Source organism: Pseudomonas sp. GG8 (genome assembly GCF_052976945.1).
The window spans coordinates 1,255,789-1,278,657 of sequence record NZ_JBRIIP010000001.1; the positions used below are offsets into that span (position 1 = coordinate 1,255,789).

The following is a 22,869-nucleotide window of genomic DNA, read 5'->3' on the forward strand; positions in this document are numbered from 1 at the left end:
TTGAATGATTGCTGTGTCTGCATGTGCTGTGTCCTTCGGTGAACCCGCCGCCGGATCGGTGGTGAGAGGACGGCGGCGGGTGTTGGTTTACTAGATAGTTGCTTCGTACAGAGGTACTTCGCCGATCGCTTCTTGAATCTTGGTGCGGACGGTGGTGTAAGCCTCTTCGAGAACCTTGTCAGGACGTACCAGTTCGAACCACATCAGCAGGCGGCCTTCTTGGATGCGATAGCGGAAGCGAGCGGGAACGCAAAAGGCGTCGCCGCCGAGGAAGGGCTTAACGGCGATATAGAACTGTTCAGGGATATTCAGTTGTCCTGATTCACCGGCGCGGCCGTCAATCTGCTCGTTGTAGGTGAGCTGCACCTGGCCGTTGTCGAGGCGGGTACCTTGTCGGAAGCTGATGTTCTTCTTCGCTTCCAGGGTGCGGCTGATTTCGAGCATGTCGGCAGCGTTCGGTGCGGTAGGTACACTGTCCGGAACGGTGATGTCTTTTACGTTTTCCTCGAAAAACTCAGCAAAGGCCGCCTGGTCCATCCGCTTACGGTCGGCACTTTTCCAGCGACCCCATTCGATGGTGATCGGGCAGCAGTACGTCGCAACATGGTTTCCCCACGATGGGCTTTCCGGCTGGTGATAATCGAGCACTGCAGTGAAGGTGCGGCCTTCTGGCCCGTCGCAGAACACCGATGCGGCTGGACTGGTGAAGCGGTTTACGTAGGCGATGAACGTGGCTGCATCCAAGATGCGAATGGCTTGGCGGATGCGGGTTGGGGCGGGCAGTAGATGCTCCAAGTCCTTAATGGTGACGCCAGTCGGGATCAGTGCGACCGGTGCAGACAGGCCGGGGTGATCGATGGGTTTTCCTACCTGTTGCGCCAGGTGGACCAATTGGTTAAGGGCTTCTTGCATTGGATGTGCTCCAGTTTTTGGGGTGAGATTTCGTTACTGCGAGACGTGTCGCAGCCTTTCCATTGCTTCATCTTCGGCGACCGGGCGTAGCGCCAGATCCTGTTGGCGAGGGTCGCGGCGTGTGAGGTTGCCTTCAGGCGTAAGGAAGAACAGTGATGTGCCGCGAGAAAGAGCCGGCTCTTTCACTTTGACGTCAGCCTTCACGTTCATCTGGCCGCGCCCGTCCGGCTTGTACGAGAGCTTGATTACGATGTCGCCGCCCTTGCCAGCCAACCGAATAGCGTCAATCAGGCGGTGTTGCGATTCGGAGAGTTCATCGAGCAGGCCACCGGCTTCAATGTCGCGCAGGGTGTCGATAAATGGTCGTGCTTTGCTCATGTGCTGTGCCTTTTTGGTTGCTTGCCCCTGCAGGCCGGGGCCGCCTGTATCACGCAGCTTTTGAACGTGTTTGTGCGTCCAGGTATTCGGCGAGGTCGTGCAGGTACACGACCGGCTGCCCCTGCCTTGTTCCACCGAGGCGGGTGACCTTCAGGGCAATGCGCTTGGCATTGATCTGGCGAAGTAGGTAGCGATCATTGGAAATGTGCGAGAAGTAGCGAGTCCGGACTGCCGACAGTGTTGGGCACGGTGTCGCGAACTCTTCGCGTAATTGATCCAGGGTGCCACTCACGCTGAAACCTCCCCGAACTCCTCCTTTCGGGGCACCAACTGAAGGCGGATCAATTCGGCCAGACCTTCTTTCGTCTTGCCGGTAGCGGTTGCGCAGAGGCGTCCGAGCTGATCAGCCACGACGGCTCCGTAGGGGCGTTCGGGGCTTCGGGTTGGGGTGACGTAAGCGACTTGGCCGTCGAGCAGCACGGCATCAACCATGCGGAAGACTTCGGCCAGTTCTGCGGTAACGGGTGGTAAGCCTTCGAGCAGGGTTACGGCTTCATGCGCTGCACCGATGATGGTTGCGCGGCTGATGATCCCTGGACTATTGATGAAAACTGGCACTAGTTTCAGGGCGCCAACAGCTTGGGTAATGGCGTTCTGGCTCATACTGCGGCGTCCTTCTAAGCGTTGATGGTGATGTCGAGTTGCTTTGCCAGCCAGCTCACGCCCGCTTCCTTAACCATCACTACGGCGTAGTGACTGTAGGTTCTGATGTTCTCGTTCCAGCGGCTGCGCGTTTCGACGTACAGATAGCCCTGGTCGCGATGCTTGGAAGCAAGCTCGCTGGCCTGAGTCAAAACACCTATCTCGCGCAATTTGTTGCGAAATGCGCGGGGTTTAAGGCCCAGCAAAGCTGCTGTTGCGGCCAGGTCTCTGTTCATGGCGCTGACCTCAGGCGGCTGCGCGCTGGGCGCGAGCACGTAGGGCGATAAGGAGCTCGTCCAGCTGACCTAACAGCTCGTCCAGTCCGCCTTCGTTGTGCAATATCAGGTCGTCGTCATGGATGCTTACACCGGCTTCGCTGATATGCGCACTGACTTGGGGAGCATCTGGACGGCGCAGGTGAATGACAGTCCCGCCGCGTTTGCGGATGAAGTCGGCTTCGTTCTCAAAGCGGACATCGCTGATGACGAACCCAGGTGCGCCGTCGAAAACGGCGCTCAGGCAATCGAGATTCTGTTCGGCCAGGTCGATCCAAAGGTTGGCGCTGATCATGTGGCGTCCCCACTCAGTGCCAAGCAGCTGCATCAGTTGACGTGGTGAGCGCCCCAGCCATGCAATCGGTTGCTCTTTGGCGTCGCCTTCGAGATCTTCCGGGCTGAGGTTGAAGATCGCCATTACTCCCTCGCGCAGCGGATCGGCGAATGCATAGGACTCGAAACCATGCTCGGTGGCTAGGTGTTGGGAGACGGTTGTTTTGCCAGAACGGGCTAGGCCGGTGAGGCCAATGAGTAGTTGGCTCATGCTGCGTCACCACCCCATGGACTGAAGTGATCGGCAGCCATTGGATCTGGTACGGGCGGTACTGCCAGAGCGGCGCGGCCCTTGGGCGTGATGATGACTAGCAAGCCGGTGCGGCGCTGGACGGCCTCAATGGAGCTGATGTTGGAAGCTGCTGCCGGGTGTAGGTACACCGGGCAGCGTGGGTTGTGCTGTGTCGTTTGCATGGCTCGTACTCTGTGGTGAGAGGGGGTACGAGGTGAAAATTAGCAATAGCTAAATAGTTTTGCAATAGCAGTTGCTAAATTACTTTCATTGAATTGAAGAAAGCCCGCTTTTGGCGGGCTCATTACTGATCAATCTTTATCAGGCACATCCCAAAAAACACGCAAAGTCCCATCGTCCTCATAAGTCACATAAACGCCATCTGTCTCTGTGATGGCCTCAATGATTTTGTCCCAGTCTTCCTGGGCCTCATCTGGAGCCTTGGAGATGATTGCTGCTTGTGCTTTTTGGGCTGTGGGCGAGTTAATAATTTTTTGAAGGCGCGCCCCAAGCATCTCGATTGAAGTAGCGGGGGCGGGTGTCTTCGGTTTCGGCTGTGCCATATGTTCCTCCTTGGCTGCATGTATATACATACAGTAGTTTGGCTCGGATATTACGGCAAGCGAAAAGAGTACATCTGTGCTCTTTTTTTCGTTACGTGCAAAAAAGCCCGCTTGCGCAGGCTTGGTCCAGTTCTCTTAGCGGCTACAACTTCCTGGCATTCCATACGAGTAAAACTCGAGCCTGGATGTGAACCTTCTCTAGGTCTGCCCCCTCAATCAGGATCGCCGGATATACAGGGTTGTCGGAAATCATGCGCAAGGAACCGCCCGTCATGCGCTGAAGACGCTTAATGAACAGGTGCCCATCCAGAGTAAAGACGTAAACCGCGTCAGTCCGTATTTCAGTTATGCCCCGATCCACAAGAAGCGAATCGCCGTCACGGAACGTACCGTCCATGCTGTCGCCATCTCCCGTGATAATGGCTAGGTTCTCGATACCTGAAAACGCCAAGCCCTGGGTTTTCAGCCAGTCAAGATGGACAGTTATGTCGCGGATGACTTCAACTTGGTGGTCGGGTGGTACTCGACCTGAGCCCATTGATCCGGTGACGTTGAGGTGTGGAATCGTGATAAACCCCAGCGATTCCATAACTTTCCTGGTGCCAATAGGAACGACGTTATCTATTGGTCTTTTCCCCGTTTGATCCGAACTGGCTGAGTCTTCTGGAGTCACCAGCGTACCCGGAGCCAGATCAATTTTGGCCTCAAGGGTGGCTGCGGCCTTCTCGCCGAGCTTTCTGTGTCCGTTCAATAGCTGCGACAAATAGGACGCGTCCAAACCAAATTGGTTGGCGAAATCCTTCTGGCTGAGACCGGCCATTGCTTGGCGCAGGGCCTTAATTCGGTGTTCGTAGATATCCATAGCTCAATGATCGCTTTACGTTAGCAAACAGTAAATTACGGTTTGCTATTGCTGTGATGATTAGCAATTGCTAATCTGCACATCCAGAACGGAGGTGCATATGACCTTGCACGAATATTTAAAGGCTCTGAATAAGACTGATTTGGAGATATTTGCCAATCGTTGCGGTACCTCTGCCGGGCAACTTCGGCAGGTTGCCTACTGCAATCGGCGGGCAAGTGCGGCTCTTGCTGTCAGCATCGAAAGAGAATCCAAGGGCACTGTTGTATGCGAGGTCCTGCGGCCAGACATTGACTGGGCTTATCTACGCAGATCCAAGGCTGCCTAGTAAAAGGTGCCGGAACTGGGGCCTCTCACCACAAGATTCCCCCAGCCCGGCTTATGACGACACAGCACATGCATCGGTCATGGTCATAGAGTAGGGAATGCCTTGCTTTATTGCCACACCGTAACAGGGGTATTTACGGTTATGAGTCGTACGGATCTATTGCCTGACGCTGGTCAGGTCCTTTCACTGCGTCAGGCGCTGTATCGCGCAGGGCGTGACTACAAGGGCGGTATCACTGCCCTTGCCTATGACATGGTGCTTGATAACGACACCGTCCAGAAGAAACTCAAGCTTGATGAGGAGCGTCGTTGGTTGACTCCCGATGAGCTTGAAGAAGTGATTCGGTTGACAGAAAGCCCACTGCTGCTTGACGCCTTGATGCGTCCGGCGGGCGCCGTTTGGTACAAGCCTGAGCCAGTAGCAGCAACTAAAGATGCACTGAAGGCCGTCGGCGAGTTACTCGCGGAAACGGGCGAGTTTGTGTCCAGCATGCACAGCGGCGCAGCGGACGAGATCTGGGAGTTGCACGAGGTTGCGCTGCTTGATAAGCACGGCGTAGACGTTATTCGTGCGGTGCTTGGCATCATGGCAGGTGCACGCCAAGCGATGGGGGGTCATGACAATGGCTGATGTCATCGATCTGGCAAACGATCATGCCGAGCATATGCTGCAGCTTGCTCTCAATCGCGCAACGCCGGCGCGCACAGTTCGAGCCAGTGCACAGTTCGGTGAAGACTGCGGCGACGCGATCCCTTTGCTACGTCAGCAAACGATTGATGGTTGCGAGACTTGTGTTAGTTGCCAGGGGTTGCGGGAGGCTCGGCGATGAGTGACGACAAAATCCCTCTACAGCTATTCGATCTACCGAACCTTCTTCAATACATATCGCCGGACTCGCGAGATACGTGGGTCGAGGTTGGTATGGGGCTGAAGGCTGAGTTCGGACAGGACGGCTACGGTCCATGGAATATCTGGAGTCAGAGCAGCAAGAGCTATGACGGTAAGGCGGCCTTGTCCGTGTGGAAGTCATTCAAAAAGGGCGGTACCGGCATGGGTACCGTGATCAAGTTGGCGCACGATGCTGGCTGGCGTCCTGAAAAAACTGAAATGACCGCTGAGGAAAAGAAGCGGTTCGCGGCCGAAGCGGATGCGCGGCGCAAGCAGCGTCAGGCAGAGGTCGAGGCTGATGAGGCGTTACTCGAGGAGATGCGCACGCTGGTCGCGGATAGCTGCTACCGAATCTGGACCGAGCACTGCCAGCCAGATGGTCAGAGTGCGTACCTCGAACGAAAACAAGTCGGTGCCTTCGGTATCGGCTTTTTCAATACCACAGTGATTCTGTCCATCGACGACCACAACAAGCGATGTCAGGTGTGGTCCGGCAGCAACGCGATGCAGTTTTTCAACAACCTACCTAAGCCACGCCCTGCATCCCTGAGTTTCCTGATGTTCAAGCCCGGTAGCATTGCTATCCCGCTGCGAGATCTGGCTGGCAAGCTTTGGAGCCTGCAATCGATCAACGGGCAGGGCACCAAGCTGTTTCCAAAGTACGGCCGCAAATCGGGTTGCTTCCACGTATTGGGCGTTGTCGATTCGCCGGTCATCGTTGCTGCCGCTGAGGGCTACGCGACCGCTGCCACCGTGCACATGGCGAGTGGTTGGCCGGTTGCCATGGCCGTTGACTCCGGCAACCTGGTCAACGTCGTTAGATCCATACGTTCGCTTCATCCTGAGGCTGCAATTGTCGTCGCGGGTGACGATGATCCGGATGCGGCAGGCAATCCCGGTCGAACTAAAGCCGAAGCTGCCGCCCTTGAAGTTCGCGGCTTTGCTGCGTTTCCGTTTTTTGGGGAGGCTGCCTGATGGCCAAGGATTGGAATGATTTGCACATCGAGCAAGGCCTTGATGTTGTTCGCGACCAGCTCGACGCGGCTGCACTGTCCGCTGTACCTGTCCAGATGAATGACGTTTCCCATGCCCCACCTTTGGATGAGCCCGCCGAAAACGGCGCTGCTACTCCAGAGGGGGGCGGGGGGAATCCTTGGACGGCCGAACGGATCTTCACCCGATTTGCCCTGGTCGAGGGTAAGACCGCGATTTTCGACACTTTCAAGCGAGTGATCATCAAGAAGTCAGCCTTCGAAATGCTAGTGACCAAACCACTTGCGAAAGAGTGGTTGGAGTTGCCGGTGAAGAAGGTCATTGCTGATGACGTGGCTGAGCGGCTGGCAAACAAGGCGAAGGCTGAAGCCAAATTCAAGCAGGTCGGCGGTAACGGCATGGCGCCGGTCGAGCGTTACGTCTACATCGATGGCACTAAGGACTCTTGGGATATCCAGAAGCGCCGACGGATCCCGGAAGGAGCGTTGAAGATGTCCTTGGGTGACGCGTACGGGATGTGGTTGAACAGCCCGGATCGGCGCACGGTGGATATGGAACACATCGTGTTCGACCCGCGCATGACGAAAGACCCCGAGGTGTACATCAATACCTTTGAGGGGTTGCCTCTGGTTCCGGTCAACGATCCGTCTAAGTGCCGCACCTTTAAATCAATCATCCGTTTTCTGTGTAACGGGGATGCCGCATCCACGGATTGGCTGACTAAATGGCTGGCTTACCCGTTGCAAAATGTCGGCGCAAAAATGGATACAGCCGTGCTGTTCCATTCGACTATGGAGGGTAGCGGTAAAAGCCTGCTGTTCAGCGACATCATGGGGCAGATCTACGGTGATTGTGGTGCGACCGTTGGGCAGGCACAGCTCGAGTCAAATTGGACGGTCTGGCAGTCGAATAAGCTCTATGGGGTGTTTGAAGAAGTCGTCAGTCGGGATCAGCGTTACAACCAGGTCGGCAAGATCAAGCACATGGTTACCGGCAAGACGGTTCGTATGGAGTCGAAGTTCGTGAACGGCTGGGAGGAAGCCAACCACATGAACGCGGTGTTCCTGTCGAACGAGATCATGCCTTGGCCGATCGGGGAGAACGACCGGCGGATGCTGGTGATGTGGCCCAAAGAAACATTACCCGAGCCTGCCCAGGCGAAGGTTAAGCACGAATTGGTAAATGGCGGCGTTGAGGCACTGTATGACTATTTACTCAGTTATCCGCTGGGTGACTTTGATGAGCGGACAAGGCCGCCTGACACGGAAGCTCGCCAGCGCTTGGTGGAATTGAGCATGGCCAGTTGGCAGACGTTTTTGCGGGAATGGCGGCACGAACTGCTCGGTGCGCCATTCGGTATCTGCGTGAGCAGTGATCTGTACGCGCTCTTCCTGGAGTGGTGCCACCGGAACAAAGAGCACTCACTGAGCCATACGAAATTCAGTGGGTTCATTTCGACCGAGGTGGACAAGGTTCAGCGGGTGCCGTGGATGGAAGGGGCGCGTCGATCATTCGGCACGTTTTTCTTTCCTTGGGCCGGCATAGATAAGGCACCTTCCCCGCCCCCATCCATGAGCGCCGCCGCGCTCGGAGCGTCGGTGGCCAAATGGCGAGCGCAGGCGAAGGCAGGCGGCTGGAGCGTGGATAGCTGGGATCACGTGAAGTTTGCAGACAAGGGGAGAGCGGCCGCATGACGACCAATAGTGTGTCAGGTGTGTTTCCTCTGAGTCAGACTGAAAGCTTCAACCTGACACAGCCACAGCCCACGGAATTACCGACTTTGCGTAAGTCCGTGTCAGGTGTGTCAGGTTTAACGCGTGCGCAGGCGCACACACCTAAACAACTGACAATCTCAAAACACGACTTAGTTTGTTTTTTTATGCGTGAAGAAACTCCTAACACACCTAACACACCTGACACGGTTCTGTTAAAGCATTGTTTTATAAGGTTTTTAGGTGTGTCAGGTTTGTGTCGGGTTGTTGGTAATTTGTGTCAGGTTCGATTGGTTCGGGGGGAAGGGCAATGATCGAGGAAATTGAAGCGTTGATGGTGCACTGGGGCGAACAGCACCACCGGCTCGGCCTGGGTGGCGGCATGGGCAGCCAGATGGGGACGATTATTGAGTGGGGTGGATGTGCGCCACGCGGTACACCGGGTTCGCGTGAGTTGATGGGTGCCACCACCGGCATGGATTACATCGGCAATGAGATCGGCGCAGCTGTTGCTGAGTTGATGCGGGATAAGGATCGCGCCCAGGGTCTGGCTAAGCTGGCCGAACTTCGATACTTGCATGTCCCTGCGAGCCCTGTCAGAGAGCAAATGCGAATTCTGGGTATCGCCGAAGGTGCTGACCGGACCTATCGCAACTGGGTAGAACGTCTTCATCTGCGTGTACTTTCGATTCTGACGGTGCGGGCCAGCGCTACACGTGGTTATGTCCGGGAGGGTGGATCAGTTGAGAAGAACCTCACGCGAGCATCCCCGCTGCGCAACTCCCTGTAGTCCGGCGCTACCGTTCGTCCGGTCATCTTGTCGAAGTGTGGTCGAAGTGCGGTTGAAGTGTGGTCGAACTCGGTACAACCGATAATCACTGCTTTTCGGTCTTTCCGAAGACAGGTACAAAGTCAGCACGATCTACGAATTGCGACTGAACTGATCACCGAGCACGTGCTGTGCAGCTTCACCCGGCTTCCCCTGGCCGGTCACCAACCCCGCTTCGGCGGGGTTTTTTATTCTCCCGGTTTATCTTTGTTCTTGAGGCACACCATGACTACTGAGCAACAAGCGCTGGTCGATATGCCGATCTGGTTAGTGATCGTCCTGGCCCTGGTCGGTGGTGTATCTGGTGAGATGTGGCGAGCAGACAAGGATGGTGCGCGAGGGTGGTCTTTGGTGCGGCGCCTGGCGCTGCGGTCGGGCGCCTGCGTGGTCTGCGGTCTTTCCACCATGATGCTGCTATATGCAGCGGGCGTTTCGATCTGGACGGCTGGCGGTTTTGGGTGCCTCACGGCCATGGCCGGGGCGGATGTTGCAATCGGCTTGTACGAACGCTGGGCTGCCAAGCGGTTGGGCGTAAGTGAGATGCCCGCCGAATCCAATCGTTCTGAATAACTCTCACCCAGCCACTCACTTCGCAGGTCTCCAGCTATGAATGAATCCAGGCAGCAGCAGATGCTTGCGGGACAATCTTCCATCGCTCAAAAAATCTTTAGCTATGTACCCATTCAATCATGCTGGGCCGCTCGTGATATTCACGGCGCCGTCCTGGCTGCCAATGTCAGTGGTGCATCTGCCTACGCTATACGCCGTGCTCTTGGTGAGCTCAAAGATGCTGGGCTGATCAGGGAGCCAATCGGCGGAAAGTTTCAGCGAGCTGTAGCCACATCCAAACCCAAGAAGGAGACAACCATGCCTCAGGCATCCAAGCAGTCCGTTGCATCGACCAAAAAAAACGATGGCGCGTTGGACGTATTGGCAACCCTGTCGGGTGAAGTGGTTAGCCTGTCTGAAGAGTTCAGCAAGCGCATGAAGGCATTGGCTGGCCGCATCGAAGAGGTAGCCCTGTCGGTAGAGGCTGAGCGCGAAAGTAATGCTGCTGCCATCGTTAAAGCCAAGCGGCTGCAAGAGGCGCTGCGAGAGTTTGCGTAAACACCAGCCATTGCGGTCGGGGGATGGCCTACCGATCGCGCACTTCTTCTCTGTGCCACCCGCACCGGTTTGGGGCGCCGAAAACTGCCGGGGACCCTGGGGGTATTCGGCGGGTACGGGGTCGGAAACCCGCGGGAAAGTGTTAGCGGCAGGGTTGCCAGCTTACTGAAATTCAACCCATTGAAATTGAAGGGTTTCCATTGAAAAGCCGTTGAAAAGGAGGGCTTATGACAGAACCAATGTACCTGTCAAAGAGCGCCTTCGCGGCCCGGATCGGCAGGTCACCCAGTTACATCACCTGGCTGAAAGACAACAATAGACTGGTGCTGTCTGCTGACGGAAAGAAGGTCGATGTGCTTTTGACCGAATCACTTATCCGCGACACCGCCGATCCCAGCAAGACTGCCGTCGCCGACCGCCACCACCAAGACCGGCTTCAGCGTGACATTTACAGCCAGTTATCCACTCAGGTTGAACCGACTTCAACGGCTGCGCCGCCGCCCATGATTACACCTGCGGGGCAGCAGCCTGACTTCCAGAAGGCTCGCGCACTACGCGAACACAACCTGGCGCTGCTGACCGAGATCGAGCTGCACAAGGCCAAGGGGTCGCTGGTCGCTATGACAGCGGTCAAGACCGGCGCATACAACGCTGGGCGCATGCTGCGAGACCAGCTACTGGGTATGCCCCCGCAACTGGCTCCCGAATTGGCCTCCATGACCGATCCTTGGGAAATCGAAAAACACCTGACGGCGGCCATCCGCCGGTCGCTGGAAGATGCCGAACGCATGTCTTCAGCGGATCTTGAACATGCCCTGACCACGAGTTAAGCCCATGCCCACGGAAATCCCTGACGGTGCAGAGGTGTACCGCGAGGCGTATTTCCGTGGGCTCCGGCCCGACCCGGACGTCTGGATTGATCAATGGGCCGACGAATACATGCGCATCCCGCGCGACACCGGCGCCGCTGAGCCAGGCCAGTACCGCACCTCGCGTACTCCGTATGCCCGCGAACCCATGCGGTGCCTGTCGCCGGCTCACCCCTGCAAGCGCGTTATCACCATGGTCGCCTCGCAGTTGATGAAAACGCAGATCGCCTTGAACTGGATCGGCGGCCTGATCCATATGGCACCGTCCAACATCCTGACCCTGCTGCCGAGCCTTGGCCTGGCCAAGCGGGTGTCGTCGCGGATCGGCAAGACTATCAAGGCCACGCCCGTACTGCGTGAGCGTGTGGCCTCCAACCGCTCGCGGGATTCGCGCAATACCATGGATACCAAGGAGTTCGAGGGTGGTTCGTTGTACGTGACGACGGCGGGCTCTGCGGCCAACCTGTCGGAGCTGTCGGCGCGCTACGTCTACGGCGACGAGATTGACCGATGGGAAGTGGACATCGGCGAAGAGGGTGACCCCATCGAGCTGGCGGAAACCCGTGGCAGTACCTTCGGCCGCAATGCAAAATTTTACTTCTCCAGCTCGCCAACCATTAAAGGCGCCTCGCGGATCTCCGACCTGTTTGAGGGCAGCGACCAACGTTACTACTACGTCCCATGCCCGACCTGCGGGCACATGCAAATCCTTGAGTGGGAACGACTGCATTATTCGAAGGACTACAGAGTGGTGCATTACCAGTGCGCCGGTCCTGATTGCGACGTGCTGATCGATGAGTACCACAAGGGTGAAATGCTCGCCAAAGGTGAATGGCGCGCTCATGCCGAGGGTGATGGCGAGACGGTTGGCTTCCACCTCAATGCGTTGTATTCGCCGCTGGGCTGGATGGACTGGAAGTCACTGGCCAAGCAATTCGAAAAGGCCAAGAAGGCCCAGGCCAAAGGCGACCTGGAGCCCATGCAGGTGTTCTACAACACCCGCCTGGCGAAAGTCTGGGACAGCGCCCAAGAGCAAACCAAGGCCGACACGCTGATGAAGCGGGCGCGGCTAGAGGACTTTACCCTCGGCTCGCTATCGGCCGCAGTGATGATGATCACCGGCTCCGTCGACGTTCAAGCCAATCGCCTGGAGTTCATGGCCATGGGGTGGGGCGCGGGCATGGAGCGCTGGGTTGTTGACTACCAGGTGGTCTCGGGTGATCCCGCAGACGACCGCACCTGGGCGGCGCTGGACGAATTGCTCAAGGCTAAATACCGCCATCCGTGCGGGGTCAGCCTGGGCATTCTTGCCGTAGCGGTCGACTCCGGTGGTCACCACACCGATGAGGTCTACCAGTTCTGCCGCGTTCGCCGCTGGCGAAATGTGTTCGCCATCAAGGGGGCGAGCAAGCCTGGTAAGCCGGTGATTGCCCAACGGCCGTCGATGGTCGACGTAACCTGGAAGGGCCAGACCGAACGCAACGGTGCCGAACTGTGGTTTGTCGGTACTGATACAGCGAAGGACTGGATCTACAACCGCTACCCGTTCGAATCTGGGCCGGGCGCTCTGCACTTTGCCAACGACTTGCCGGACGATTTTTTCGCCCAGTGTGTGGCCGAGCGCAAGGTTGCCCGCTACGTGCGAGGACACAAGCGCATTGAATGGGTCAAGGGCAAGGCCGAGCGCAACGAAGCGCTCGACCTGATGGTGTACTGCCTGGCCATGGCGCATTACCTGGGCATCAACCGCTACAAGGAACATGACTGGGAGCGAGTGCGTCAGTCCCTGGCGCAGTCTGGTTTGTTCGACGAAGCGTCAGGGGTCAAGCCTGTTCAAGGCGAGCGGGTCAGTAACACCGGACAAGCAACATCAGTTTCCGCACCACAACCGGCTCCGCAACCCACTGCTCCGGCCGCGCAATCGCGACCAGCAGCACCGCCACCTCAACGCCGCAGCTCCAGCAGCGGTTACCTGAAGAGACGCTGATATGTCATTTACTCAGAAGCACCTCGACGCGGTTGAGGCGGCCATCGCGCGCGGAGAGAAAGTCGTGCGCTACACCGACCGTACCGTGGAGTACCGCACCGTCGACGAGCTGCTCAAGGCTCGCGAGGAGATCCGCTCGTCGCTGATCAATGCTGCCGGACCGCGCTCGCGTGTGGTCAGGCTGTACCACGGAGGCAAAGGACTCTAATGGCCCGCCACTATCCGACGCTAACCCGTAACGGATTCGTGCTGCCGTCGAACATCAAGGCCAGTTACGAGGGCGCCGGAGAGGGCCGCAGATCCACTGGCTGGGATGCTCCCGACAACGGGATCAACAGCATCAATACCCCGGCACTGCGTAACCTGCGTTCGCGTTCGCGGGCAGCGGTTCGCAATGACCCGTATGCCTTCAACGTGATAGACAAACGCGTCAGCAACTTGATCGGTACTGGCATCAACCCTCGGCCGAAAACCGAAGACGCCCAGCTGCGAAAACTGCTCCAGGAGTTGTGGGACGACTGGGTCGACGAGTCAGACGCCGATGAGCGCACCGACTTCTACGGTCAGCAAGCGCTGGTGGCTCGCACCGTTGAAACCTCGGGCGAATGTTTTGTGCGGTTGAGACCGCGCAGCCTGGATGAAGGTCTCGCGGTTCCGCTCCAGCTCCAGATACTGGCCCCTGAGTTCGTGCCGCATGACAAGTTCGAGACCACCAAAACCGGCAACATCATCCGCGCCGGGATCGAGTTCACCCCAGGTGGAAAGCGGGCGGCGTACTGGATGTACCTGTCGCATCCGCGTGATGCGTCTTCGCTGAACGCCGGTTACAACCAGCTTGTGCGGGTGCCTGCTGCGCAGGTGTTGCACATCTTCGAACCGGTTGAGCCAGGCCAGCTGCGCGGGGTGCCGCGATTGTCGCCGGTGCTCAAGCGCCTGCGCAGTCTCGACAACTACGACGACGCGGTGTTGTTCCGCCAAGAGGTGGCCAACCTGTTTGCGGGCTTTATCAGTCGCCCAGCACCGGATTCTGGACTTACACCCAGAGATCCGGTCACCGGTCTTCCGCTGAGTCTTGATCGTGATGGCTTCACGCCGATGGTCGCGCTAGAGCCCGGCACCATGCAGGAACTGGGGCCGGGCGAAGAGGTAGAGTTCTCCAAGCCGCCTGACGCGGGTAACAACTATCCAGACTTCATGCGACAGCAACTGATGGCTGCTGCGGCGGGGGCCGGCACGCCCTATGAAATCCTCACGGGCGACATGCGTGGGGTCAACGACCGAGCGCTGCGAGTCGTGCTCAACGAGTTTCGACGCCGCCTAGAGCAACTGCAATTCAGCGTTTACGTCCACCAGCTCTGCCGCCCAGTCCGGGCCGCCTGGATGGACATGGCTGTCTTGTCAGGCGTCCTGGTCCTGGACGGCTATGCCCAGCGCCGACGGGAATACCTGCGTACCCGCTGGGTGCCGCAAGGCTGGGCTTACATCCAGCCCGTGCAAGACGTACAGGCGCGGCGAATGGAAGTACAAGCGGGCTTTGCTTCGCGCAGCGAGATGGTTCTGCGCACGGGCTACGACGCTGAAACGGTTGATACGGAAAATGCTGCCGACCTCGCCAGAGCCACGGCTCTCGGTCTCAATTACAACACTCTTGACCCTGTCGTACTCATCGACAACAAGGAGCAACCATGAGCAAAAAAGCGCGACCGCGTATTTACAACCGGGCTGGTCAGCGGGTGCAGGTGCAGGACAAAACCTGGTACGCGCTGCAAACCGACGCCGCTGCCGCTGAGCCTGTTATAGAGGTGTTTGTTTACGGCGAGATCGGCGCCTGGGGCGTCACCGCCAATCAGTTCGTCCAAGACCTGCGCGCCATGGATGATGGGGTCTCACCGGTGATCGTGGCGTTCAATAGCATTGGTGGCGACCTATTCGACGGCTTGGCGATTCACAACGCGTTGTCCCGTCTGGGTGAGCGCTGTACGGGGCGGGTCGATGCCTTGGCAGCCAGCGCAGCCAGCGTGGCAGTATGCGGCGCGCACCGGGTGGTGATCGCAGCCAACGCCATGCTGATGATTCACAACCCATGGACCTATGCCGCAGGGGATGCCGAAGACTTCCGCAAGGTGGCCGACGTACTGGACCAAACCATGGAAGCGATCATCGCGGCCTACAAAGCGAAGGCGCCGGACATCGATGAGACGGAGTTACGGCGGCTAGTCGCCGCCGAGACCTGGTTGACCGCCAACGAGGCAGTGGCCCTAGGCTTGGCTGATGAAGTCGGCGACGGGCTCACGGTCAAGGCCTGTCTCGGACAGGGTGGTGTGCTGCAGCGTTACCAGCACGCACCGGCCGATTTGCTGGCTCAGCTCGACGAGCCGCCAGAGCCCGATCCTGACCTGACTCTTCCAGCTCTTCCAGCTCTTCCACCGACGCCACCCGTGGTTGATTCAACCAAGCTGGCACTGATGATCACCCAGCGTTGCGCCGAGGGCGGCATCAGCAATCTGGTCGCGCCGCTGCTCAGCTCCACCAAGCTTGAAAGCGAAGAGATTGTCCTGGCCGGCCTGGCACGGGCAAAAGCGGTGAATGATCTTTGCGTTGCAGCACGCTTGCCGGAGTTCAGTGCCGAGTACGTCACCGCTGGCCTAGATGCACCGGCGGTTCGAGCACGCCTGTTTGACAAAATCGTCAGCGGCGGCAAGGGCTTTGAAATCGATAACACCCTGCCGCTGGACAATGACCCGGCGCCGAAGGTGCTGGCTAAACAACCTGATCCCACCTCGATCTGGGCCGCTCGACAGGCAGCTCAATCTGGAACTGCGCACGGCGCGAAAGGAGCAAGACCATGACCATCAAAAAAGAACCCGTCCACGCCGGTGAGTTTCTGCTGTCTGAAGGTGCCGGGCGCATCTCGCGAGAAGCCATCAATGTGGCCGCAGGACCGGCACTGTATCCGGGGCAAGTCCTCGGCCTGGTAACGGCTACCGGTGAATTCGCACCGTATAGCGCGGCCGCAGAAGACGGTACCCAGGCCGCTGTTGCGATTCTGTTCGGCCCACTGGGTGCGTCGGACGTGGTGCGACGTGGTCGTGCCGTAGTGCGTTTGGCGGAAATCAGCGAAGCGCACTTGACGGGACTCGACGCCGAGGCCGAGAAAGATCTTGCTGCACATTTTCTGATCGTTCGCTAAGACGCTCAGCCACGCTTATCTACCCCGCCTTGAGCGGGGTTTTGCATTTCTGGAGAGTACCCATGGCCGATATCGCCATTTTTGACGACGAAGCGTTTACCGTTACCGCGCTCACCGCTGCACTCAACGAACAACCCTATCTGCCGGGGCGCATTAGCGCCCTGGGTCTGTTTCGGGAGGAGGGTGTCACCACCCTGACCGTGCAGATTGAAAAGGACGGCGATACCCTGGCATTGGTTCCGGCTGGCGAGCGCGGCAGTTCTGGCCTGGTGGTCGGGGCCAGCAAGCGCACCCTGATCCCCTTCAACACCGTCCACCTGCCGGAACGCTTTACGATCAAGGCTGACGAGATCCAAGGCATTCGCGCCTTCGGTACCCGCACCGAATTGCAAGCCGTTCAGGACGTCGTCAACGCCCGCCTGGCGAAAGCCCGCCGCCAGTTGGATGCCACTCACGAGTTCCAGCGGATGGGCGCACTCAATGGCCTGATCCTCGATGCCGATGGACAGAGACCTTTGCTGGACCTCTACGCGGCCTTCGGTGTGCAACGCCAGGCGCTTTCCATGGCCCTTGCCGACCAGGCTACCGAGCTGCGGGTTAAATGCGGCGAAGCCCTGGATATGCAAGAAGATGCGCTGGGTAGCGTGACCAGTACCGGCTCTCGCGCTTTCTGCGGCAAGAACTTCTGGAACAAGCTGATCGTTCACAAGTCGGTCAAGGAAACTTACCTCAACAGCCAGCAAGCTGCGGCGCTGCGCGGTGATGCCCGAGAAAGCTTCGAGTTCGGCGGCATTATCTGGGAGCGCTACCGTGGCAAAGTTGCTGGGGTTTCTTTCGTCCACGACGATAAGGCGTTGCTGGTACCTGAAGGCGTTCCGGATCTGTACATCTCGGCATTTGCCCCGGCTGACTACATGGAAACGGTCAACACCCAGGGCATTCCGTACTACAGCATGATCGAGCCGCTGCCGTTCAACAAAGGCATGGCCGGTGAAGCCCAGTCCAACCCGCTGCACTTGTGCACTCGACCTCGCGCACAGATCCTTCTGGAACTCTAACGGTGGCCTTCCGCGATCTGATCGCCGAGGTCGATGCGGTGGTGTTTGAAACCCTAGGCGACACTGCTCGTATCGAGGGCCGCGAGGAGCCGGTCCTCGGCATGTTCGCAGCGCCCTGGCTCCAGCCAAAGATCGGCAAGCTTAATACGGGGCTGCGTGAGCCCCGGTTTGAGATTCGTGTCAGTGACTCACACGGTCTGGAGCAGGGCATGTTAGTCACCGTCGAACTGCCGGAGCTGGATGGTGGTGGCGACTACGACCTGCTGCAACTGGAACCCAGCGGGGACGGTCTGGTCGTCCTAATCTTGAGGATGCGCGCATGAGTGTCGGTAGCTACTTCAAGCCTTCAGCCGGCGGCGGGATGCTCTCCATCCAGTCCTCGGCGGCGGATCTGAAAGCCTTCGAAGATTTCTCCAAGGTAGTACCTAAAGCGGCAGCTGCGGCTCAGCGTCGAGCGATCAACAAAACGTTGGGTTGGCTGCGCACTCACATTGCCCGGGCAGTCAGCCGACAAGAGCGCATTGCCGTTGCGGCGGTTCGTCAGCGCTTGCGCAGCTACCCGGTCTCCGGAGGGGCGACCAGCGGCAAGTTGTGGTTCGGTCTTAACGCCATAGAGTCCAGCCGTATCGGCCGGGCACGACAGTCGGGCAGCGGTGTGTCGGTCGCCGGGCGACGATACCAGGGCGCTTTCCTGAAGAAGGTCTACGGCAACAAACCCGATATCTGGATCCGTACGGCGAGCAAGCATTTCAACGCGGACGATTATCCCGGTAGCACTGTGTTGGGCGGTGGTGGGGCAAGTTCGGGGTGGGTCGCAGAAAACGGCGATCGTTTCCCGCTGGCCAAAGCCAAGGTGTCACTGGAGCAGGCCCGTCCGCATTTCGATGCCTGGGTCAAACGCGCCGATGCGCGTTTGCTGGAGATCCTGCAGCAGGAATTCAACTTTGAGCTGCAGAAGTATTTAAAGAGGACGGCCAATGCCTGACGAGCCTTTTAGTCTTGACCAGCTCTACCAGGCGATTGAACAACACCTGCTGAGCAACCTCTCGGGGATCAAAGCGGTGACGGCCTGGCCAAACATCAAAGACCGGATTGCACTGCCGGTAGTGTTCATTGAAATGGCCGAAATGGAACCTGGTAAAGATATCGGCACCGGGGAGACAACTCTGATTTGTAAGTTCGAGGCACGGATCATAGTTGATCCGATTCGTCCGAAACATTGCCAGCAGGCCGCACACCTGGCGGCACAGTTGGCCGTGTTGCTGCGAATGCAAACCTGGGGTGTTGCGGTCGAGCCTGCCGAGTTCGTCCAGGCGATGCAGGATTGGACTAAGCCGGAGCTGGATGGCTACGTGGTCTGGCTGGTGGAATGGACACAACAACTTTACCTGGGTGTTGAGGAATGGCCATGGCCGGACGAACCGCCGGGTTCGTTGGTGATTGATATTGAACCTGGGGATGGTCCTGTTTCGCCCGAGGATCTGCTGTGAGTTACGCCGTCGCCGAGCATGACCGCATGATTGCGGCAATGTTGATGCCGTGTGCGGTGGTCGGGGTGGATCTGGCAGCGCCGGCGGTGCGTGTATCGAATGGCGAGTGGACCAGCGCCTGGGTGCGCTGGCATAGCCTCGCGGCCGGTAAGGCGCGGCACTGGCGAGCGCCGAGTCTGGGCGAGCAGGGGGTGTTGTTTAACCCCAGTGGTCAGGCCGGCATGGGCACTTTCATCCCGGGTCTATATGGCAATGCTGGCGCGCAGCCGGACAATCGCGATCATGTCGAGGTCTGGCGCTTCGACGATGGCGGCTCGCTGATTTACGACTGGCAGGCCAACAGCTACAGCATCACGCTCCCAGCCGGTACCGTCACCATCAAGGTCGGCGGCTCCAGCGTCACCGTCACGGATAACGCGGTAACGGTGACGGCGGGGACCATTGGTCTGGTGGGTACAGTGAATATTGACGGGCCGCTGAACGTCACCGGTAACGTGACCGGCGCCGGAACGATCACGGACGCCGCCGGCAACAGTAACCACCACACGCACTAATCGAACGTTCCTACGGCCCGCCTTGTGCGGGCTTTTTCATTCCTGGAGAAACGCATGGCCAAGACCAATGCAGAACTCGACACGGCTGACTCTTCGGCAGAAAGCATCGCACTTGCGGCCAGCCCCATTCCCGCGCCCATTGCGACGAAGCCCGCAACCCTTTTCACGGACACACTCTACACCTCCCGCACCTTGATTCTGCCGAGTCATCGCGCGGTGCCTGTCGTGGCAAAGCGCGTGGCCGTGCTGGACGGCGACAAGGAGTTGCTGGACTACCTGAACGCTAGCGCCGAGTTCCAACCACTGCAGGAGTAAGGGTGATGATCGGAATGGATCGCCACACCGGCCAGGCCATTTCCGGCATCGCACATCTGCACCAATCCATCGAAGACATCCTGACCACCCCGTTGGGCAGTCGGCGCATGCGGCCCGAATACGGCAGCAAGCTGCGCCGGTTCGTCGATCTGCCGGTCAATGCCGGCTGGAAAAGTGCAGTGCAGGCCGAGGTCGCGCGCGCCTTGGGGCGCTGGGAGCCCCGTCTCAAATTGGCGTCGGTACGGGTTACTGCAGTCCTGGGCGGGATGATTACCTTTGAACTGAAGGGCGAGTATTTGGGCAGTAGCCTGATGATGGAGGTTACCGCATGAGTAGCGTGGATTTATCGGCTCTGCCGGTGCCAGAGGTGTTGGAGTCGCTGGATTTTGAGGACGCCTATGCCGAAGAGTTGTCGAGCTTTCGGCTGTCGATGGGTGACAATTGGAGCGCCTCGGTCGAGAGCGATCCGGTGGTCAAGCTGCTGGAGGTCGGCGCTTGGCGACGGCTGCAAAACCGCGCGCGGGTGAACGATGGGGCCAAAGCGTTGCTGCTGGCCTATGCCCGCCGCAGCGATCTTGACCAGTTGGCCGCAAACGTCGGTTTGAAGCGCCTGGTTATTCAGGCGGCGGACACGACGGCGGTGCCTCCCACGGCTGAAGTGCTGGAGGAAGACGATGCACTGCGCGAACGAATCCAGCTGGTCTATGAAGGCCTGACCACGGCGGGGCCGCGTAACAGCTACATCCTGCATGCGCGTAACGCCTCGGGTCTGGTTGCGGACGCGACGGCAGAAAGTCCTTCGCCGGCGGTCGTAGTGGTGACGGTGCTGAGCCTTGCGGGTACCGGCGTGGCCGATCAGGCGTTACTCGACACGGTGTATGCCTGGCTGAGTGACGACAACGTGCGCCCGGTGGGTGACCGCCTCACGGTGCAAAGTGCCGAAGTGATCCCGTACAGCATTCAGGCCGTGCTGCACATGGCCGGCACCGGATCGGAAAACGAAGCCATCCTGGCCGAATGTCAAAGTCGGTTGGCCGCCTGGATCAACCCGCGTCGTCGGCTGGCAGTTGAGGTGGCTCGTTCGGCAATTGACGCCCGGCTGCACATCAGCGGCGTCCGTCGTGTGGAGTTGATAGGTTGGGTCGACATCGTGCCCACCAAGGCGCAGGCCGCCTATTGCACCAGCTTCAACGTGATGTTGGGGGCCTGACATGAAAAGTCTGCTTCCGCTCAACAGCACCCCGTTGGAGCGTGCCATTGAGGCCGCCAACTACGACGACCTGCCGGTGCCCTTGCGCACCCTCTACAACCCGGCCACTTGCCCCGTGCAGTTGCTGCCGCAGTTGGCCTCGGCCTGGTCTGTGGATCGCTGGGACAACGAATGGCCCGAAGCGGTCAAGCGCCGGGCGATTGCCTCGTCGTTCTACGTCCATGCACACAAGGGAACCATCGGTGCCCTGCGCCGGGTGGTCGAACCGTTGGGCTACTTGATCGAGGTGGTCGAGTGGTGGGAAACCGTACCAGAAGGGGTACCGGGCACCTTCGCGCTCAAGGTCGGCGTGCTGGACACCGGTATCACCGAGGAAATGTACGAGGAGCTGACCTGGCTGATTGACGACGCCAAGCCTGTCAGTCGGCACCTTACCGGCCTTGCGATCAGCCTTGAAACCACGGGGAGCGTTTATATGTCCGCCTGCCTCTACGACGGTGACGAAATCGACGTTTACCCACCTGCGCCGCGTGACATCGAAGTCTCGGGCTTTTTCGGGCTGGGTGGGCGTGAAACCACTATCGATACTTTGGATGTCCTCGCATGATTAACCAGAATTCACAGTTCTTTGCCATCTTGACCAACGTCGGGGTCGCCAAGCAGGTAAACGCCGATGCCCTGGGCGTGCCGTGGAAAATCGCGCAAATGGGGGTGGGGGATGCCAATGATACCGACCCTATCCCCAGCGCTACGCAAACCAAGCTGATCAACGAGCGGCGCCGGGCGCCGCTGAATCAGTTGAAAGTGGATCCGGCCAACAGTGCCATCATCATCGCCGAGCAGGTCATTCCCGCTGAGGTCGGCGGGTTTTGGATTCGCGAGATCGCCCTGTATGACACGGACGGCGACATGGTGGCGGTTGCCAACTGTGCGCCGTCGTTCAAGCCGCTGCTGACGCAGGGATCTGGCCGTACGCAGGTCGTGCGGCTGAACATGCAAGTCAGCAACTCCAGCAACGTTGAGTTGAAAATTGACCCGTCCGTCGTGCTCGCCACGCGCGCGTATGTCGATACCGTGTTCAGCTCGATTATCGACGTGTATGCGCAGGCGTCGGCCTATGACGGAACACCGCGAAAGCTTATGAAGGTCGGTGCTTTCGGTTGGGGCTCAAGTTACGGTTCTGGCCCGCTATTGCTGAACGACATGACTGGCGAACAGACAACATTTAGTGGCCTGTATCGTTATTCACCGGAGACCCTGGGCCATCCCGCCTTTGGAAGCGGATACGGCAGCATCCTGCAGGGTTCGTTAAGCGACGCCGGCGGAAACTGGGCCACGCAACTCATCATTGACTATGCCGCTGATGCCATCGGTTTTCGTCGTCTGTCCGGCGTTGCGGGTTGGAAGCCGTTCCTAGAAATCTGGCACGCTGGAAACCTCAAGGCAGCAACACAAGAACAGGCCAACTCTGGCGCTGATGACGCAACGTTCCTCACGCCCAAAAAGTTTTCGGCAGCACTTGCAGCGTTGATTATCCAGGCAACCGAGACCATCAAAGGGATTGCGCGGGTAGCTACGCAGCCGCAGACCAACTCAGGCGTTGACGATGCAACGTTTGTCACGCCGAAAAAATTCTCGGCTGGCATCGCGGCGCTGGTTGTTCAGGCTACTGAAGCAATAGTCGGTATCGCCCGAGTGGCGACCCAGTTGCAGACAGACGCGGGTGCCGATGACGCAACGTTTGTTACGCCCAAGAAAATGCGCTGGGGGTTCCAGATTCTAAAAGCCGCAAGGGGCTACATAGCGCTGCCGTCATGGTTGGGCGGCTTCATCATCCAGTGGGGGGCGGAGTCCATTGCAGCTACCACCACCAACATATCGTTCCCGCTTACCTATCCGAATGCCTGTCTGTCGGTAACTGCGACAGCGCAGAACGCCACCGGAAGCGCAGATGTAATAGAGATCAACGGGGCGATGACGCGGTTGTTATTCCCTGTGGTGATTGTCAGTTCGGGCTCAACTGGTTCTCCAGGCCAGGTAGCAGGCGGGTTTTATTGGATTTCAGTGGGATATTAAGGGGGC

The 22,869-nt window shown here is 58.5% G+C and carries 32 protein-coding genes and 1 pseudogene; 24 read left to right on the plus strand and 9 right to left on the minus strand.

Annotated elements, in window-relative coordinates:
• Positions 1 to 90: 90 nt before the first annotated feature.
• The 9 genes from ACVBEG_RS06080 to ACVBEG_RS06120 form a co-directional block, all read right to left on the minus strand.
• A complete protein-coding gene (locus tag ACVBEG_RS06080) occupies positions 91 to 912 on the minus strand; it encodes a YfdQ family protein (RefSeq protein WP_447107451.1) in 822 nt (273 codons plus the stop codon).
• Positions 913 to 945: 33 nt separating this feature from the next.
• Entirely contained in the window at positions 946 to 1,290 is a 345-nt protein-coding gene (locus ACVBEG_RS06085; protein ID WP_447107452.1) for a hypothetical protein, read from the minus strand.
• Between the two features lie 49 nt (positions 1,291 to 1,339).
• Positions 1,340 to 1,582, minus strand: a complete 243-nt coding sequence (locus ACVBEG_RS06090) for a pyocin activator PrtN family protein (protein WP_447107453.1) — start codon at positions 1,580 to 1,582, stop codon at positions 1,340 to 1,342.
• Positions 1,579 to 1,953, minus strand: a complete 375-nt coding sequence (locus tag ACVBEG_RS06095) for a hypothetical protein (protein ID WP_447107454.1) — start codon at positions 1,951 to 1,953, stop codon at positions 1,579 to 1,581. The genes ACVBEG_RS06090 and ACVBEG_RS06095 overlap by 4 nt, the downstream gene beginning before the upstream one ends.
• A gap of 14 nt (positions 1,954 to 1,967) precedes the next feature.
• Positions 1,968 to 2,228, minus strand: a complete 261-nt coding sequence (locus ACVBEG_RS06100; RefSeq protein WP_447107455.1) for a hypothetical protein — start codon at positions 2,226 to 2,228, stop codon at positions 1,968 to 1,970.
• A 10-nt stretch (positions 2,229 to 2,238) separates the two neighbouring features.
• On the minus strand, positions 2,239 to 2,811 hold the full coding sequence (locus ACVBEG_RS06105; RefSeq protein WP_447107456.1) for a deoxynucleotide monophosphate kinase family protein: 573 nt from the start codon (positions 2,809 to 2,811) through the stop codon (positions 2,239 to 2,241).
• Positions 2,808 to 3,014 (minus strand): hypothetical protein, encoded by a 207-nt coding sequence (locus tag ACVBEG_RS06110; RefSeq protein ID WP_447107457.1) that lies wholly within the window; start codon positions 3,012 to 3,014, stop codon positions 2,808 to 2,810. Before ACVBEG_RS06110 ends, ACVBEG_RS06105 begins: the two co-directional genes overlap by 4 nt.
• A gap of 129 nt (positions 3,015 to 3,143) precedes the next feature.
• Positions 3,144 to 3,395 carry a DUF1654 domain-containing protein gene (locus tag ACVBEG_RS06115; RefSeq protein WP_447107458.1) on the minus strand — a complete coding sequence of 84 codons (252 nt, stop codon included), beginning with the start codon at positions 3,393 to 3,395 and terminating at the stop codon, positions 3,144 to 3,146.
• Positions 3,396 to 3,537: 142 nt separating this feature from the next.
• Positions 3,538 to 4,257 (minus strand): XRE family transcriptional regulator, encoded by a 720-nt coding sequence (locus ACVBEG_RS06120; protein ID WP_447107459.1) that lies wholly within the window; start codon positions 4,255 to 4,257, stop codon positions 3,538 to 3,540.
• A 100-nt stretch (positions 4,258 to 4,357) separates the two neighbouring features.
• Here ACVBEG_RS06120 and ACVBEG_RS06125 point away from each other — a divergent pair, with 100 nt between their 5' ends.
• The 24 genes and pseudogenes from ACVBEG_RS06125 to ACVBEG_RS06240 all read left to right on the plus strand — a co-directional run bounded on the left by ACVBEG_RS06125 (position 4,358) and on the right by ACVBEG_RS06240 (position 22,863).
• Positions 4,358 to 4,585 carry a YdaS family helix-turn-helix protein gene (locus tag ACVBEG_RS06125; protein ID WP_447107460.1) on the plus strand — a complete coding sequence of 76 codons (228 nt, stop codon included), beginning with the start codon at positions 4,358 to 4,360 and terminating at the stop codon, positions 4,583 to 4,585.
• Positions 4,586 to 4,726: 141 nt separating this feature from the next.
• On the plus strand, positions 4,727 to 5,215 hold the full coding sequence (locus tag ACVBEG_RS06130; protein WP_447107461.1) for a phage regulatory CII family protein: 489 nt from the start codon (positions 4,727 to 4,729) through the stop codon (positions 5,213 to 5,215).
• Positions 5,216 to 5,249: 34 nt separating this feature from the next.
• A complete protein-coding gene (locus tag ACVBEG_RS06135) occupies positions 5,250 to 5,414 on the plus strand; it encodes a TraR/DksA C4-type zinc finger protein (RefSeq protein ID WP_447108446.1) in 165 nt (54 codons plus the stop codon).
• A complete protein-coding gene (locus ACVBEG_RS06140) occupies positions 5,411 to 6,448 on the plus strand; it encodes a PriCT-2 domain-containing protein (protein ID WP_447107462.1) in 1,038 nt (345 codons plus the stop codon). Before ACVBEG_RS06135 ends, ACVBEG_RS06140 begins: the two co-directional genes overlap by 4 nt.
• Before the next feature lie 65 nt (positions 6,449 to 6,513).
• Positions 6,514 to 8,160 (plus strand): annotated as a pseudogene (locus ACVBEG_RS06145) (primase-helicase family protein); the annotation flags it as partial.
• A gap of 328 nt (positions 8,161 to 8,488) precedes the next feature.
• A complete protein-coding gene (locus tag ACVBEG_RS06150) occupies positions 8,489 to 8,968 on the plus strand; it encodes a hypothetical protein (protein ID WP_447107463.1) in 480 nt (159 codons plus the stop codon).
• A gap of 264 nt (positions 8,969 to 9,232) precedes the next feature.
• Positions 9,233 to 9,577 (plus strand): phage holin family protein, encoded by a 345-nt coding sequence (locus ACVBEG_RS06155; RefSeq protein ID WP_447107464.1) that lies wholly within the window; start codon positions 9,233 to 9,235, stop codon positions 9,575 to 9,577.
• A 36-nt stretch (positions 9,578 to 9,613) separates the two neighbouring features.
• Positions 9,614 to 10,114 carry a hypothetical protein gene (locus tag ACVBEG_RS06160; protein ID WP_447107465.1) on the plus strand — a complete coding sequence of 167 codons (501 nt, stop codon included), beginning with the start codon at positions 9,614 to 9,616 and terminating at the stop codon, positions 10,112 to 10,114.
• A 227-nt stretch (positions 10,115 to 10,341) separates the two neighbouring features.
• Entirely contained in the window at positions 10,342 to 10,944 is a 603-nt protein-coding gene (locus ACVBEG_RS06165) for a terminase small subunit (RefSeq protein WP_447107466.1), read from the plus strand.
• Positions 10,945 to 10,948: 4 nt separating this feature from the next.
• Complete coding sequence (locus tag ACVBEG_RS06170) at positions 10,949 to 12,970, plus strand: phage terminase large subunit family protein (protein WP_447107467.1); 2,022 nt, start codon at positions 10,949 to 10,951, stop codon at positions 12,968 to 12,970.
• 1 nt (position 12,971) lies between these two features.
• Positions 12,972 to 13,178 carry a phage head-tail joining protein gene (locus ACVBEG_RS06175; RefSeq protein ID WP_120265958.1) on the plus strand — a complete coding sequence of 69 codons (207 nt, stop codon included), beginning with the start codon at positions 12,972 to 12,974 and terminating at the stop codon, positions 13,176 to 13,178.
• Entirely contained in the window at positions 13,178 to 14,659 is a 1,482-nt protein-coding gene (locus ACVBEG_RS06180; protein ID WP_447107468.1) for a phage portal protein, read from the plus strand. Before ACVBEG_RS06175 ends, ACVBEG_RS06180 begins: the two co-directional genes overlap by 1 nt.
• On the plus strand, positions 14,656 to 15,819 hold the full coding sequence (locus ACVBEG_RS06185) for a head maturation protease, ClpP-related (protein WP_447107469.1): 1,164 nt from the start codon (positions 14,656 to 14,658) through the stop codon (positions 15,817 to 15,819). Before ACVBEG_RS06180 ends, ACVBEG_RS06185 begins: the two co-directional genes overlap by 4 nt.
• Positions 15,816 to 16,160, plus strand: a complete 345-nt coding sequence (locus ACVBEG_RS06190; RefSeq protein ID WP_447107470.1) for a head decoration protein — start codon at positions 15,816 to 15,818, stop codon at positions 16,158 to 16,160. The genes ACVBEG_RS06185 and ACVBEG_RS06190 overlap by 4 nt, the downstream gene beginning before the upstream one ends.
• 62 nt (positions 16,161 to 16,222) lie before the next feature.
• Positions 16,223 to 17,218 carry a major capsid protein gene (locus tag ACVBEG_RS06195; RefSeq protein ID WP_447107471.1) on the plus strand — a complete coding sequence of 332 codons (996 nt, stop codon included), beginning with the start codon at positions 16,223 to 16,225 and terminating at the stop codon, positions 17,216 to 17,218.
• A gap of 2 nt (positions 17,219 to 17,220) precedes the next feature.
• Positions 17,221 to 17,541 (plus strand): head-tail joining protein, encoded by a 321-nt coding sequence (locus ACVBEG_RS06200; protein ID WP_447107472.1) that lies wholly within the window; start codon positions 17,221 to 17,223, stop codon positions 17,539 to 17,541.
• Positions 17,538 to 18,203 (plus strand): hypothetical protein, encoded by a 666-nt coding sequence (locus tag ACVBEG_RS06205; protein ID WP_447107473.1) that lies wholly within the window; start codon positions 17,538 to 17,540, stop codon positions 18,201 to 18,203. The genes ACVBEG_RS06200 and ACVBEG_RS06205 overlap by 4 nt, the downstream gene beginning before the upstream one ends.
• The gene (locus ACVBEG_RS06210) at positions 18,196 to 18,708 is read left to right on the plus strand and encodes a hypothetical protein (RefSeq protein WP_447107474.1); all 513 of its coding nucleotides are present in this window, start codon (positions 18,196 to 18,198) and stop codon (positions 18,706 to 18,708) included. The genes ACVBEG_RS06205 and ACVBEG_RS06210 overlap by 8 nt, the downstream gene beginning before the upstream one ends.
• Complete coding sequence (locus ACVBEG_RS06215) at positions 18,705 to 19,262, plus strand: phage baseplate assembly protein V (protein WP_447107475.1); 558 nt, start codon at positions 18,705 to 18,707, stop codon at positions 19,260 to 19,262. Before ACVBEG_RS06210 ends, ACVBEG_RS06215 begins: the two co-directional genes overlap by 4 nt.
• 54 nt (positions 19,263 to 19,316) lie before the next feature.
• Positions 19,317 to 19,577, plus strand: a complete 261-nt coding sequence (locus ACVBEG_RS06220; RefSeq protein WP_447107476.1) for a hypothetical protein — start codon at positions 19,317 to 19,319, stop codon at positions 19,575 to 19,577.
• 5 nt (positions 19,578 to 19,582) lie between these two features.
• On the plus strand, positions 19,583 to 19,909 hold the full coding sequence (locus ACVBEG_RS06225; RefSeq protein WP_447107477.1) for a GPW/gp25 family protein: 327 nt from the start codon (positions 19,583 to 19,585) through the stop codon (positions 19,907 to 19,909).
• Positions 19,906 to 20,787, plus strand: a complete 882-nt coding sequence (locus ACVBEG_RS06230; protein ID WP_447107478.1) for a baseplate assembly protein — start codon at positions 19,906 to 19,908, stop codon at positions 20,785 to 20,787. Before ACVBEG_RS06225 ends, ACVBEG_RS06230 begins: the two co-directional genes overlap by 4 nt.
• Before the next feature lies 1 nt (position 20,788).
• Positions 20,789 to 21,394, plus strand: a complete 606-nt coding sequence (locus ACVBEG_RS06235; protein WP_447107479.1) for a phage tail protein I — start codon at positions 20,789 to 20,791, stop codon at positions 21,392 to 21,394.
• Positions 21,391 to 22,863 (plus strand): phage tail-collar fiber domain-containing protein, encoded by a 1,473-nt coding sequence (locus ACVBEG_RS06240; protein ID WP_447107480.1) that lies wholly within the window; start codon positions 21,391 to 21,393, stop codon positions 22,861 to 22,863. The genes ACVBEG_RS06235 and ACVBEG_RS06240 overlap by 4 nt, the downstream gene beginning before the upstream one ends.
• Positions 22,864 to 22,869 lie beyond the last annotated feature (6 nt).

What these genes read in the sequence shown, in the direction of transcription:
- ACVBEG_RS06130 (WP_447107461.1), top strand. Translation starts at nt 4,727, where the DNA reads ATGAGTCGTACGGATCTATTGCCTGACGCTGGTCAGGTCCTTTCACTG.
- ACVBEG_RS06080 (WP_447107451.1), bottom strand. Translation starts at nt 912, where the DNA reads ATGCAAGAAGCCCTTAACCAATTGGTCCACCTGGCGCAACAGGTAGGA.
- ACVBEG_RS06150 (WP_447107463.1), top strand. Translation starts at nt 8,489, where the DNA reads ATGATCGAGGAAATTGAAGCGTTGATGGTGCACTGGGGCGAACAGCAC.
- ACVBEG_RS06225 (WP_447107477.1), top strand. Translation starts at nt 19,583, where the DNA reads ATGATCGGAATGGATCGCCACACCGGCCAGGCCATTTCCGGCATCGCA.
- ACVBEG_RS06240 (WP_447107480.1), top strand. Translation starts at nt 21,391, where the DNA reads ATGATTAACCAGAATTCACAGTTCTTTGCCATCTTGACCAACGTCGGG.
- ACVBEG_RS06210 (WP_447107474.1), top strand. Translation starts at nt 18,196, where the DNA reads ATGCCTGACGAGCCTTTTAGTCTTGACCAGCTCTACCAGGCGATTGAA.
- ACVBEG_RS06100 (WP_447107455.1), bottom strand. Translation starts at nt 2,228, where the DNA reads ATGAACAGAGACCTGGCCGCAACAGCAGCTTTGCTGGGCCTTAAACCC.
- ACVBEG_RS06175 (WP_120265958.1), top strand. Translation starts at nt 12,972, where the DNA reads ATGTCATTTACTCAGAAGCACCTCGACGCGGTTGAGGCGGCCATCGCG.
- ACVBEG_RS06085 (WP_447107452.1), bottom strand. Translation starts at nt 1,290, where the DNA reads ATGAGCAAAGCACGACCATTTATCGACACCCTGCGCGACATTGAAGCC.
- ACVBEG_RS06140 (WP_447107462.1), top strand. Translation starts at nt 5,411, where the DNA reads ATGAGTGACGACAAAATCCCTCTACAGCTATTCGATCTACCGAACCTT.
- ACVBEG_RS06120 (WP_447107459.1), bottom strand. Translation starts at nt 4,257, where the DNA reads ATGGATATCTACGAACACCGAATTAAGGCCCTGCGCCAAGCAATGGCC.
- ACVBEG_RS06135 (WP_447108446.1), top strand. Translation starts at nt 5,250, where the DNA reads ATGCTGCAGCTTGCTCTCAATCGCGCAACGCCGGCGCGCACAGTTCGA.
- ACVBEG_RS06105 (WP_447107456.1), bottom strand. Translation starts at nt 2,811, where the DNA reads ATGAGCCAACTACTCATTGGCCTCACCGGCCTAGCCCGTTCTGGCAAA.
- ACVBEG_RS06205 (WP_447107473.1), top strand. Translation starts at nt 17,538, where the DNA reads ATGAGTGTCGGTAGCTACTTCAAGCCTTCAGCCGGCGGCGGGATGCTC.
- ACVBEG_RS06155 (WP_447107464.1), top strand. Translation starts at nt 9,233, where the DNA reads ATGACTACTGAGCAACAAGCGCTGGTCGATATGCCGATCTGGTTAGTG.
- ACVBEG_RS06230 (WP_447107478.1), top strand. Translation starts at nt 19,906, where the DNA reads ATGAGTAGCGTGGATTTATCGGCTCTGCCGGTGCCAGAGGTGTTGGAG.
- ACVBEG_RS06165 (WP_447107466.1), top strand. Translation starts at nt 10,342, where the DNA reads ATGACAGAACCAATGTACCTGTCAAAGAGCGCCTTCGCGGCCCGGATC.
- ACVBEG_RS06160 (WP_447107465.1), top strand. Translation starts at nt 9,614, where the DNA reads ATGAATGAATCCAGGCAGCAGCAGATGCTTGCGGGACAATCTTCCATC.
- ACVBEG_RS06125 (WP_447107460.1), top strand. Translation starts at nt 4,358, where the DNA reads ATGACCTTGCACGAATATTTAAAGGCTCTGAATAAGACTGATTTGGAG.
- ACVBEG_RS06190 (WP_447107470.1), top strand. Translation starts at nt 15,816, where the DNA reads ATGACCATCAAAAAAGAACCCGTCCACGCCGGTGAGTTTCTGCTGTCT.
- ACVBEG_RS06170 (WP_447107467.1), top strand. Translation starts at nt 10,949, where the DNA reads ATGCCCACGGAAATCCCTGACGGTGCAGAGGTGTACCGCGAGGCGTAT.
- ACVBEG_RS06115 (WP_447107458.1), bottom strand. Translation starts at nt 3,395, where the DNA reads ATGGCACAGCCGAAACCGAAGACACCCGCCCCCGCTACTTCAATCGAG.
- ACVBEG_RS06180 (WP_447107468.1), top strand. Translation starts at nt 13,178, where the DNA reads ATGGCCCGCCACTATCCGACGCTAACCCGTAACGGATTCGTGCTGCCG.
- ACVBEG_RS06235 (WP_447107479.1), top strand. Translation starts at nt 20,789, where the DNA reads ATGAAAAGTCTGCTTCCGCTCAACAGCACCCCGTTGGAGCGTGCCATT.
- ACVBEG_RS06110 (WP_447107457.1), bottom strand. Translation starts at nt 3,014, where the DNA reads ATGCAAACGACACAGCACAACCCACGCTGCCCGGTGTACCTACACCCG.
- ACVBEG_RS06185 (WP_447107469.1), top strand. Translation starts at nt 14,656, where the DNA reads ATGAGCAAAAAAGCGCGACCGCGTATTTACAACCGGGCTGGTCAGCGG.
- ACVBEG_RS06095 (WP_447107454.1), bottom strand. Translation starts at nt 1,953, where the DNA reads ATGAGCCAGAACGCCATTACCCAAGCTGTTGGCGCCCTGAAACTAGTG.
- ACVBEG_RS06220 (WP_447107476.1), top strand. Translation starts at nt 19,317, where the DNA reads ATGGCCAAGACCAATGCAGAACTCGACACGGCTGACTCTTCGGCAGAA.
- ACVBEG_RS06195 (WP_447107471.1), top strand. Translation starts at nt 16,223, where the DNA reads ATGGCCGATATCGCCATTTTTGACGACGAAGCGTTTACCGTTACCGCG.